The organism is Roseiconus lacunae, assembly GCF_008312935.1.
Lineage (GTDB): Bacteria > Planctomycetota > Planctomycetia > Pirellulales > Pirellulaceae > Stieleria > Stieleria lacunae.
Window position 1 is genome coordinate 156,528 of record NZ_VSZO01000015.1, and the last position, 11,479, is coordinate 168,006.

Here is an 11,479-nt window from a genome sequence, read left to right on the forward strand (position 1 = left end):
GTTAATGTGCCGCACACGCAATCCGATTGGAACCACGCATTCCGATTGGAACACGGGGCTTACAACCAATTGAACTGGCCGGTCGTCTATGACCAATCTCTTTCCGGACGTTCGCGCAGCCGGTTGGCTTCTTCATCGCCGACGAACATCTCCGTTTTTGGATCCAGTCGCAGCGTCCGTCCGAGGATCCACGAGAGTGCGGCGGCGTGCGATGCGGTGTGCGAACGGCGCATCACGACGTGGTTCGCGTTGGGCATCTTGCGAGACTTGATGCAGTCCAAGAAGTTGCGTGAGTGCGCTTCGACATCCAACCCGCGTTCCTTTTTAGGCAACTCTGGCAAGTCGGCGGCGATCGATTCCGGCTTCGCAACTAAACCTCCGCTGTCTCCGACTTCGACCGAACCGGCTGTCCCTTCGAATCGCACCGGGCAGGTCCCGAGCGACTGAATCCAACCGGGACGGTCACCGAAAGGGGTTTCCAAAAAATGAATCCGTAGCGGAATTCCGTCTTCATACTTGCAGGTAATGCCATTCCCGTCGGCCGTGTATTCTACTGGCATGGTGTCGTCGGCGTTCTTGGCCCATTGGCAGAGGTCGACCGTGTGGGCACCCCAATCAAGCAGACGAGCGCCGGAGTCAAAATCAAAGTAACCTCGCCATCGCCCGTTCACGTAGGCTTCGTTGTAAGGCCGCCAGGGAGCGGGGCCGAGCCACAGGTTCCAGTCGCATTGTCGTGGATCGGGAGACGGTTGACCGGGCAGCCATTCCGTTTTGATCTCAGGGAGATAGACGGTTGCGTGTAATTGTTTCAGCTTACCGATCTTTCCCGTGTGGACGAGTTCGACGGCTTGGCGGAAATTCGTGACGGTTCGTCGTTGGGTGCCTGCTTGAAAAACTCGTCCGGTCCGTTCGATCGTTTCGGAAAGTCGCTTACAAAGATCAATCGTGATTCCGCAAGGCTTTTCACTATATACGTCTTTGCCAGCTTCCGCCGCCAGCATTGACGCACTTGCATGCCAACGATCGCCGGTCGCGATCAATACCGCATCAATGTCCTTGCGATCGAGCAGGCGGCGAAAATCGATCATCGTTTCACAGTTTGCGTTGCCAGCCATCGAATCGACTAGCTGTTTGCCTTCTTCCCGCCGTGATGATTGGACATCTGCGATTCCAACACATTGCACATCGGCATGCTTGAGCATTCCGCCAAGCACGTAGCGGCAGCGAGGTCCGATGCCGACAACCCCAAGCCGGATACGTTCATTTGCCGCCGCCGATACGGTTTGCGGTGACAATCCCGAGTGGACGGCTATCGCAGACGTCGATGCAGCGAGAGCGGATTTAATAACGGTTCGTCGAGTGACCATGGCGAGCCCCGCGGGGAAAGAGGAAGGCGATCAGAAGATATTTATCCTATCAAAGACCGCATCAGCCGTGTCGTATGGTTGGTCGAATCGTATGTCTAGTTGAGAGTCTGAAAGGTCTGATCGCGAGCAAGAGCAAACAGGCAATCTTGAGCCGACGTATCAGTTTTGAACACGTGTGTTCTGCTTGACTTTTCCGATCGAGAGACCGTGCCTTCGTGAGCTATACCCGATTCTGAAAGGGGAAGAAGGATGTATACACAGGAGATCGTTCGACCTTAAATCCGCACAATCTAGTTGCAATGGGGCCGAAACACTTCTGCGTCGTCAACATCTGAAATTTAGATTAGCCGATCGGCATGAGCCACGGGTTCGGTGCACCAACCGGGACTAAGCAGTTGAACACGAAAGATTCGGCTTAAGTCATTTCACTCTCCCACTGGGAGAGTCGGGCCTTCAGGCCCGGAGAGGGCACCCTCCCCGGCCGTTTGTTCGTCCGACCCTCCCGCAAGCGGGAAGGTGTTATCCAGATGTTTAAACCCAAAGACTCGTGTTTGCCTGCTTAGCTTACCGAACGTCGAGGTCGGGAAGCTTTGCGAGCTCATCTGGTTCCCAGACCTGGATGGTGACTTCGTCGATGACGGCTTCCCCATCACCGATAATTTCAAACATCGCTTTGACTTGTCGGTCACTTGAGTTGTGGCGGTAAAGTCGCACGCGTTTCCATTGCGTCGCATCGTTGACCAACACACCCATTTCTTGACCGCCCAAGTTGTCGTAAACCAGCAGTCCTTGATGTGGTTGGCCGAACCCGAGAGTGCGAACCATGACGTCGATCCGAACCGTCTGCTGTGCTTCGATCCTGACCGCCGGACTAGAGAGCATGGCGATCGTACCGGCATAGCCTCCGCCGAGCGGTTCGCCCGTCGTTGATGCCGCTGACATCCTAATCGCGCCTGCTCCACTGAAAAAACCGCGAGAGATCCAGGCAAGATCGCTTTCGGCTCGGTCGAGCTTGCGTTTGCCGAACGTCCAATTGTCAGGGCCGATCGCTTGGGGCTGATCAAGGCCGCCGAGGGCGATCAAGTTACGACTCCAGCCGCGATCATCCATCAGCGGTCGCCAGACGGTTTGTAGCGGCAGGTTTCCTTCGTCTAGTGGCGGCACGCTAAGGTAGCGAATGTCTTGACGCAGGTCATTGGGAAGCAAGCTCTGGCCAAGTTGAACGTTAGCTCGGGTCGCCCAGGCATCGGCGCGTCGGGCGAGTCGTAGCGTGGTTTCAAAATCACCGCTCCGATAGGCATCTTCGGCACGCGAGTGGGTGTCGACGGCAGCGTTGACGAGGGCGACCGGCATTAATGCCTCGGTCGCACCTGAACTTACCGCGTATTGCCAGTCCGCTTGTGCGTGTTGAACTTGTTCCCCGGAGAGCTGCCAACGATCGGCGGCCGCGCGTTTGACTTGGGTGCGTGCCGCTTGAGAGAGCTGTGCCCCCAATCGCGCGTCAGGACTGATCACGATGAACTCGGCGACATCAGGAGAGACGATTTGGAGTTGCGTCAGACCGTTGATTGTTTGAATCGGAATTCGCTCGGTCGAAAAATCCGTCATCCTCCACGCGGTGTAGCTGGCCATTTCGGGCGGAAGTTGAATTTCGATTGATGAACCGTCGCCGGCAAGCAATTGATCGCGAACACCGACATTGCTGGTAAGTAAAAGCAACTGAGCGCGATCGCTTTGCAACACACCGCAGTGGTAGGGTGCACCGGATACGGTGTAAGGATTGCTCCGTTCTGCCCAGGCCATCCAGGGAGCGAGCATCGCAACGGTGCGGTTGATATAGCTCAAGGCGAGCGAACGCTGATGCGCGATCGCTGTCCCCGATGTTAGCGCCTCGGGGGAATGAAAGACAATCGCCGCGGGCGAATGTTCGAGTGTTTGGTAAAGTTGGACGAGTAAGCTATGCCAACGAAACAGGTTGGCTTCCGGCGCACCGTTTTGATCTGCGATCGCACGATTCATTTCTAACAGACGTTGCGGCACCGACGATTCCAGCGAGACCGCGACATCGATTCGATCGACGATCCGTGAGCAAGCGATCGAATAGGATTGTACTTGTTCGGTCGCCGTTAGACCCCGCGACCGAGTAGCTGAGTCGAAGACGATGCCATCGGCAAAGGCCGCGTAGCGGTTCATCGCTTCGACAGGGGCGATGACAATTGGGCGTTGCCAAACCGACGGAAATCGCCGCAGCCGGCTAACGGTTCGATCGGTCTGCTCGATCCGTTGTTGGTCGAGCGCGACGCCTCCGCCAAGGTACCATGCCATCACCGGATCGAGCAGCGATTGCAACTCCGGGTCTGGGGCGATCGGCGGTGGTGCGTAGATCATCATTCCCGTGCGAATCGCTTCCCGTAAAATGTCCGCGCTGGGAGGTTTGGCCAGCAGTACTGCGTCAAAACCGAGTGAACGCAGCCACGTCAGTGGTTCACCACGATGCTCAAGGATGCGAACGATGGACGTTTGAGGAAACGCCGATCGCGCCGATTCAACCTCTCCGACGGTCGCGGGCGATTGCACCGAGGGCAGCGATCGGACGAGTTTCGGTGCGGACAACATTTGTCGTCTGGGCGTGATTTCGGAATCGCCAAGTTTTGTCGACAATGTTACCGGTGGCACACCGCTGAGACGCGCATGTTCGCCGACGTTGACCATGCCGGAAACCGATAGATCGTCGAGCCGTAGCGTCGTCAATCCCGCGCCACTGTAGGCGTTGATCGCGACCGCATCGACATACGGGTCTGCTAGGTTCGCTTCCGTTCCGAGCTGTTGTCGCAGTTTCGCGATCCGAACCAGCAGGTCGCTTTCGATTTTGCCGACGCCAAGACGTTGGAACTTTCCGGGCCGTTCGTAGGTTGCGCCGTAGAGCACCGTCGAAAGCGGGCGGCGTGTTTCCGGATCACGCTGATAGGGAAACCGAACCCGTAACCCAACACGTGCCCCACGTCGTGCGCTGAGGACATAAACGTTGGCGTTCAAGTCGTCGATCGCGTGGACCGGTTCGATCTGATAAGCGATCACCGCTTCGCTTCCAAGGGCGGCCCGAAAGGTGATCGTTTCACAACCACCGTTATCGTGTCCGCTCGATGGCAAGACCTTGTGTTCGATGAAGCGGGCATCGCAATCAGAAGTGTCCAGTTGCCAACGGGGCGGAAAGGCATCCAGACGATCGTAGAATTCGGCGCGCAGGAAAACATTGGCGGTCATCCCAATCGCGACGACGATCATCCAAGCCAGACGACCGGCGAAGCCGTGAATCGCCGGACCATTCGTGATCGAGAACCGAAGCGGAAAGGTTTGCCGAAAGCGAATGACTGCGGGGAAAAACTGTCGGACGCGGTTGAACTGACTCATCAATGATTGACCCAATACCGTTCTGGCAAAACAATCACAGCAGCAACGGGGAAGGCATCGGTGTCGTCGGCGATTGAACCGACGACCAGCCGGGAACTCGTCATAAGAGTGTGCGGTTGACGCGACGATGTGTAAAAAAATCAACATCCCGTCGCAACCCGCAACTCGAACCGTAAGGTGTTGCTATAACAAGATTTAGAGACGGAAGGCTAGGCGAAATGGTGTGGTTTTTTTGCACCGTTTTGTTTTGACATCATCAGAGTTTCGATCAACCTAAGTCGAAAGACAGCAAACACTTACGTTGTCGGTTGGAAACGGGCCACGAGGATCTGGCATCGTGAATGCAATGGAGGGCTATCAACCAAATCACCCCAAGTTTCACTCTCCGGAGCCCTGGCGCATGCAAAAGACGACGATCGGATCGAACAACAAACAGCACGACGAAGTTCCTCAAGAATTGCGTGAGCTGAGCAACGCGATCGACGCACTCCCCGCTCGTTATCGTGACACCGTCGCACCGGCCTTGAAACGGGCGGTTGAGTGCAGCACTCGCCGGCGGCGAATTCTGAATTTGGTCCAAGAAGCGCTCTCGCAATTGCGATTGGACATGAAGTACTTGGTCTTTGATCTCGAGGCAACTCGCCGTGAACGCGATCAGTACCGCGAGATCCTTGAAAAGGAAGGCTTGCTCTAAGACCAGTACGTCCAGGTATTTGGTCTGTGATTGATCGTCGGGTTCGTTCAGCTAGCCGATGGGCATTTGCCCCGGCGGGTGTGGGTGAACCGTGGCAATCGCCAGACGGCTATTCCAGCGACCCGGCTATCACGATGACGCACGACAAACCTTGCCGCATTTGCCCCCTGCGGCCGGTATATTCACTCGGCCGGTTCAGTGTTGACGCACTAAACGGAACCACGAAGTCGCTTTTCGAACGTTTTCTATAACGAAGCGTTCAGATTTTTTTTAGCCGACGGTGCCGGCTAGTCCTGTGTTTTGTATTGGACCCGCGTTTCACCCGGCGAGGGAAGACAGGTTTGACGTCTGCGGATTTGGCGCAGATGACGTTTGTGTATCCCGGAAGTCGGCAGGTGGTTTATTGCTAACCGTGGCTAAGGCCATTCGGCTGATGTGAACCAAGGCTAACGCACGATGGTATGTCGGTAGTAGGTTTCTAAACACAGCGTTGCCATTGCGGTTGAATACACCGTCCCCCCATACCCGCCCCACAACGAGGTGTTGGGCCAGCTACCGTCAGGACGTTGGGTGCTGAGTACGCGTTGTTTCAGCGCCGTATTCCATTGCGACCAGGCATCGTCTTGCAGTTGATGCAGTGCCATCGTGGCGTAATACCAATAGTAATAGTTGTCTTGCCCGACACCCGGTGGACGCTGAAGCAGATAGCGTTCGGCTTCGTCGACTTCGGCCGGCGGAACGGCTTCACCGTTGAGTAATCGGATGGCCAATGCTTCCGCGGTCATCGTGCGACTGATCTGTTCGCCCGGACGGTAGCACGCCAGCCCACCTCGGCCGACGCGAACGCTTCGCAAAAATCGATCGACGCCGGCAAATGTTTCTTGCTCGACAGGGACGCCGGCTCTCTTTCCCGCATGCAGCACCATCGCTTGCCAGCCAAGTTGACTAAGGTCGCCCGGATCGCCACGTGTGTATCGCCAGCCCCCAGTCACTGGATGTTGCATTCGTTTGGTATGCGCGAGTGCCCGACGGGCGCATTCGACGGCCGACGGATCGCCGGTCATTACGGCGTCTTCGCAGACGGCGAGGGCTGCCATCGAATGACAATAGCTGGCCGCATAGAGCGTCGCGTTGCCTTCAAGTGACCCGTTCGGATGCTGGTTTTGGATCAGATACGACAATCCGAGGTAAACGTTTTCAGAGAACTCGCCGCGTTGATGTGTGTTGCCGGCGCCGATCATCGCAAGCAGTGACAAACCTGTCAGCGCGGTCGTACACCGTTTCCCGGCACCGAAACGTTCTTCGCCAAGTGGGCGTCGTTCTTCGCCGGCACCGGACGATTGTGGGTCCCAGCTTCCGTCCTCGTTCTGCGCGTCGGCCAGAAATCGTAGCGCCGCTCGGACTGCCGCTTCCGTCTGCGCGTCTCCTCCGGTTTGTTCAATCGCGATCCGTTTAGCCATGCCAACACGGTTGGCAAAATTGGCCGCGACGGGACCGGCAATGTTTGCTGGTTTTGTGTTCGATGCCGCCGGGGGCGATTGCGGCGCGGCCGAGCTTCGGACGCTTGCGGTGTGAGCTTTTGGCGTCACCGGTGGTTGTGTCGGTTGTTCCTCCATCACGGTTTCCGCGGGCGATGGCCCGGCGGGTTCGGTGGTGGGGGCTTTATTCGCAACATCGGTTTCCGGCTTCGATTGCAGCTCGCCATCTTCGGCTGCCAGCTCGGAAACGAGCAGGTCATCCAGGTTCGCGTCGAGAGCAGATTCGATTTCGGCGAACAGTTCACTGGAGTGATCTTCGATCGGCGAATCGAGCGACTCGGGAACGGCCGGCGATTCGGGGGCCGCCTCGTCCATCGTGATTTCGGGTTCGTCGAGCGGTGCGTCGGCTAACTCGGCCGTGTCAATGATGTCGGCAACGTCATCGACGGGCAGTGGCAGGAAGGGAGTTTCGTTTGCGGTGCCGGCGTTGGAGTCAAAGTCCAGGTTCGGATCAAAGGTCGACATCTCGATCGATTCGAGTCCGATCATTGTGTCGTCATCGCTATCGGACTGCCCACCGCCCGAGGATTCTGGTTTATAGGGAACCAACCAAATCAGCACCCCATGCAAGATTACCGATAGGACCAAGCAGATTGTTCCGGCGGCGCGGCCCTCGCGTTTCGCGCGGCGAAAAAGCCAGATCGTGATGACCAGCAGCACCACCGCAGCCACGGCGACCGCATAGACGACTTTGGGATCCGACCAGATAGTGTCAATGCTGCTGGCAAAGATCAACGATGGACGCCTCCGCTTTGATCGACTTTGACGGCCATGGCAATCTTTTTGACTCCCGATTGGCGGACGAGTAGGGCGATCGAAGCGTATTGTTGAATCGGCGTGTCACTGTCGGCGCGGACGATGACATTCAACGCAGGGTACTGTGAAAATTCGTTGGTAAGTTGCTGGACCAATTGGTCCTTGGTGACCGGTTGATCGTTCAGCATGATTTGTCCGTCTCGGGTCAACGAAACGACGCGATCATCGGGCACGCGTGAAATCGGATTGGCCGGCCCTACCGCGGGGACCGACACATCGATCGCACTTTCCGATTCACTGAACTTGCTGCCGACCATAAAAAAGATCACCAGCAAGAACACCACATCAATCATGGGCGTCAAATTAATCGTGACGTCTTCGTTGGATCGATTGCGTTTTCCCATCACGCCGCCTTTCGCCTTTTGCTTCGTGATGCGTTGGTCGTTTCAAGTCCTTCGGCAGAAATGCAATCGATCACGCGTTGGCACAGTTTTTCGATCTCTACTAAGTAACGATCGGATTTACTGCTGAAGTACATGTAGGCTAGATAGGCGGGAATCGCGACGGATAGCCCTCCGGCGGTGGTCATCAACGCCATACTAATGCCGCTGGCCAAAAGTTCAGGACGGCCCAAGGAAGCTTGATCGCTAATGATCTCAAACGCATCGATCATTCCGATTACGGTTCCCAGCAGCCCAATAAGTGGAGCGACATTGCTTATCGCATGGAAGACACGAAGGTATTTTCGAAGGCCTTCGGCAACACGATCACCGGCATCCATCACCGCTTGTTCGATCTCAAACATCGGCCGTCCCCAGCGCCTCAAGGCGGCGCGAAAAACTTCGCTAACCGGGCAGTCGAATTCTTTGCAAAGTTCAGTCGCTTCGTCATAGCTGAGTACGCCGTCTTCGACGCATTCGGTGAAGCGAAGTACAAACGGTTTAGGGATGACGCGACTGCGTCTTAGCGCGATCAAACGTTCAAGTGACAACGAGAGGACGACAAGTGAGCAAATCGCTAGCGGAAGCATCAGCCATCCGCCCGACATGATCTTGGTCACAAAATCCGGCGTTTGAAACCAACTGCCACCACTTGCTTCGTCTTTGCCAGGATTCGCTGCCTCGCCGCCAATCTGATCGGTCGCCGTTGAAGGTTGTGCCGGTACTTCGGGGATGCCGCTTTGGTAGTTTTGCGCGCCGATCTGACTGCTTGCATCCGCCACGCGGTATTCGGGTTGAGCCGAGGGGGCGGGCGAAAATTGGGCGGGAAAGCCCTGTGGATAGGTCTGTTGCTGGGGCGGGTACTGCGCTTGGGCCTGGTCGAGAACACTCATCAAAACCAGCATCCCGATGGCCAGTACAAAGGCGGGCAGCATCCGCGACATCAGGCCCAAAAAATGCCGTCGCGGGCGAGCGGGTTGTAGTTTGATGGAGGAGCGAACGTGAGGCTTCTCGTGTGACATCGTATTATGATTCGGATGAGGGCGATCGCACCGTGACGGATCAGCGTCGTGTGCTCGGTGTCGTTTGGTCGGGGAGTGCGGACAGACGGTGACGTGCTTCCTTGGCGTAGGAACTGTCCGCAAATCGCTCTAATAGGCTTCCGTAGCAAACGCTGGCTTGGCGTGTCCGCCCCAATTGTTCGAAAGCTTTCCCGGCTTGGACCAACGCCGCGGCAGCGTAAGGCCCACCCGGGTCAAGGTTTTCGACCAACCGATAGGCATCGATTGCATCGCCATAGTTTTCTTGTAGAAGATACGTTTCGCCGATCATCCATTGGGCGCGTGCTCGCAGCATCGCGGACGATTCTGCCGAACGGACGACGGATTCGAGTTGTGTGCGGGCTCGATCGAATTCCAACTTGCGAATCGCGAGGTCGGCTTCGAGCAGGTCGACGAGCGGTTTCTGTTGAGCGGAAAGCGATTCGTCTTGGTCAATTAGTTCACGCACGCGACCAAGTCGACGTTCGGCCTTCGCAATTTCGTCGACTTGGACGGCGCATTCCGCACAGCGCAAGAGCGTGGTGAAGTCCTCGGCACCGCGTCGGTCCACGACGTGATTCCAGAATTGAAGTGCCTTTTCTTTTCGCCCGGAACGAAAGATCGCTTCGGCGAATAAGCGGTCGACATGAATCGTGCGTTTCTCAGGATCGGTGTCTAAGTCGACTTCTTCGGCCGCCAATTGTAGCATCGACCATCGCTCGGTCCGGCCTGCCCATCGTGCGGCCGCCTCAACCGATCGTTCGGTTGCTTCGTCGATGCGTCCGCCGATCACTGCCGCGGCGATCAGTTCGGAAATTGCCGACTGGTCGTTCCGATCGCACTCTTCCAGCGTTTGGGCTGTCCAAGATCCGCCGCGATCAAGTGACGTCAACCGAGTGACCAACTGATCAAAGTCGGCAGGGGGGAGTTCGTTTCCAAACGAGACAATGACGCGCGATCGCAATTCGTTTGGCCAGTTAGTTGAATCGATGTTCGCGATCAGCCATTCCTTCAGCGGTAGCTCAATCGCGTCACTCGATCTTAGTATCTCGAGTGCGAGCGTTGGAGCTTCATCTGAATCGGGATAGCGCTGAAAGTGCCATTCGATGGATGAACGGCGTTGTTCGTCGACCGCCTGCTCGGTGTTGGCTTGATCAATTAAGCACCGGACTCGCAACGCAGAGGCTTTCGGTGCGTCCGTGTGGTCATCGTGTTGATCAAGAAACTGCGTCAGCTTTTCTGCGGCATCGGTGTTCCGAGACGGCTGGAGGGCGATGGACCAGCCGAGACCAAGTCGGCATAACGCGAGGTGTGAGGGGGAGAGTTTTAGCGTTTCGTCGATGCGTTCATCAGCGTGGGTTTCGAGCAGTGTTTGGTACAACCGTTCGGCGTCTTCGGCCAGTCCGGATGACATCGCACTCCAGGCGGTTCGCATCGCTAACGACTGTGCCGGCAGAAGAATTTCTGGTGTGATCGTTTCGCGTGAATCTGCGGCGGCAGAGAGGAAGTGCTCGCAAATTTCCAACAGCTTGTCGGCTGCGAGCTTTATTTGTCCACCGGCCGCGTCGTGAGTCGCGATTGCAGTCGCGAGTACGATGCGCTGTCGCAGTTCGATCGGTGGCGCATCGTCCCGGTATAGCCAGTCGTATGCCGCGGCGAAGAGTTCGTCGATGTCCTGTTGGTCGAGGTCGCCTTGTCCGCCACGAGCGAGCAGAACGTAGTCAGCGGCGAGCTGGATGATCCCTGGATGATGCTCGGTGACGAAGCCGTCAAGTTTTCGCAGTAAGTTAGCCGCGGAGGCAAATTCCTTCGCTTGCCGCAGACGCCGTATTTCAGAGATCGTTTCTTTGACGTCCAACGAGGCCGCGGGGTGGGCGGCTGGTTGTTCGTCCTCGGTGTTGTTGGTCTTGCTTGGCTCTTGCGGTGCCGCCGATAGCCGCGGCGCAAATACAAGTGTCGCGGCAATTGCGATACAGGCGAGTAGGGTCAACAGCGTCGAGAGCGCCGGTAGCGGGGTGGGGCTCGACGGGAATGGGATCGATTGATCCCAGTGATGAGACAGCGAATCTCGCATCTCCAATCCGATCCCGTCTCTTGTGGGGCTGTTTTCTGGCCAGTCACTTGGGCGCCAATAGCGGTCCTGATTCGAAGCGCAGCCGCCATCACGACCAGTCGCCGGAGAGCAGGGCGGACAAGCCCCGTGTTCCGGGGACGGCTCGGACTTCGTTTGGGG

At 56.8% G+C, this 11,479-nt stretch carries 7 protein-coding genes; 1 reads left to right on the forward strand and 6 read right to left on the reverse strand.

Translation table 11 applies throughout. From position 1 onward, the window contains the following. Nucleotides 1-86: 86 nt before the first annotated feature. A complete protein-coding gene (locus FYC48_RS20205) occupies nt 87-1,367 on the reverse strand; it encodes a Gfo/Idh/MocA family protein (RefSeq protein ID WP_149498602.1) in 1,281 nt (426 codons plus the stop codon). A 564-nt stretch (nt 1,368-1,931) separates the two neighbouring features. Continuing rightward, nucleotides 1,932-4,778: a hypothetical protein gene (locus FYC48_RS20210; RefSeq protein ID WP_149498603.1), complete on the reverse strand. Its 2,847-nt coding sequence runs from the start codon at nt 4,776-4,778 to the stop codon at nt 1,932-1,934. A 400-nt stretch (nt 4,779-5,178) separates the two neighbouring features. On the opposite strand from FYC48_RS20210, the gene FYC48_RS20215 reads away from it, so the two are divergent. Beyond that, nucleotides 5,179-5,472: a transcriptional regulator gene (locus FYC48_RS20215; RefSeq protein WP_149498604.1), complete on the forward strand. Its 294-nt coding sequence runs from the start codon at nt 5,179-5,181 to the stop codon at nt 5,470-5,472. A 446-nt stretch (nt 5,473-5,918) separates the two neighbouring features. Here FYC48_RS20215 and FYC48_RS20220 read toward each other — a convergent pair whose 3' ends face one another. From FYC48_RS20220 to FYC48_RS20235, 4 genes are read right to left on the reverse strand one after another with little or no spacing between them, the layout of a single operon-like run. Beyond that, nucleotides 5,919-7,745, reverse strand: coding sequence for a squalene--hopene cyclase (locus tag FYC48_RS20220; protein ID WP_200836653.1), 1,827 nt, complete (start codon nt 7,743-7,745; stop codon nt 5,919-5,921). Next, nucleotides 7,742-8,170, reverse strand: a complete 429-nt coding sequence (locus FYC48_RS20225) for an ExbD/TolR family protein (RefSeq protein WP_149498606.1) — start codon at nt 8,168-8,170, stop codon at nt 7,742-7,744. The genes FYC48_RS20220 and FYC48_RS20225 overlap by 4 nt, the downstream gene beginning before the upstream one ends. Beyond that, nucleotides 8,170-9,228 carry a MotA/TolQ/ExbB proton channel family protein gene (locus FYC48_RS20230; protein ID WP_149498607.1) on the reverse strand — a complete coding sequence of 353 codons (1,059 nt, stop codon included), beginning with the start codon at nt 9,226-9,228 and terminating at the stop codon, nt 8,170-8,172. The genes FYC48_RS20225 and FYC48_RS20230 overlap by 1 nt, the downstream gene beginning before the upstream one ends. Nucleotides 9,229-9,268: 40 nt before the next feature. Beyond that, nucleotides 9,269-11,320, reverse strand: a complete 2,052-nt coding sequence (locus tag FYC48_RS20235; protein WP_160149656.1) for a tetratricopeptide repeat protein — start codon at nt 11,318-11,320, stop codon at nt 9,269-9,271. Nucleotides 11,321-11,479: the final 159 nt, after the last annotated feature.

Excerpts from the sequence above, each read along its gene's own strand:
- FYC48_RS20205 (WP_149498602.1), bottom strand. The coding sequence starts at position 1,367 with ATGGTCACTCGACGAACCGTTATTAAATCCGCTCTCGCTGCATCGACG.
- FYC48_RS20210 (WP_149498603.1), bottom strand. The coding sequence starts at position 4,778 with ATGAGTCAGTTCAACCGCGTCCGACAGTTTTTCCCCGCAGTCATTCGC.
- FYC48_RS20215 (WP_149498604.1), top strand. The coding sequence starts at position 5,179 with ATGCAAAAGACGACGATCGGATCGAACAACAAACAGCACGACGAAGTT.
- FYC48_RS20225 (WP_149498606.1), bottom strand. The coding sequence starts at position 8,170 with ATGGGAAAACGCAATCGATCCAACGAAGACGTCACGATTAATTTGACG.
- FYC48_RS20230 (WP_149498607.1), bottom strand. The coding sequence starts at position 9,228 with ATGTCACACGAGAAGCCTCACGTTCGCTCCTCCATCAAACTACAACCC.
- FYC48_RS20235 (WP_160149656.1), bottom strand. The coding sequence starts at position 11,320 with ATGCGAGATTCGCTGTCTCATCACTGGGATCAATCGATCCCATTCCCG.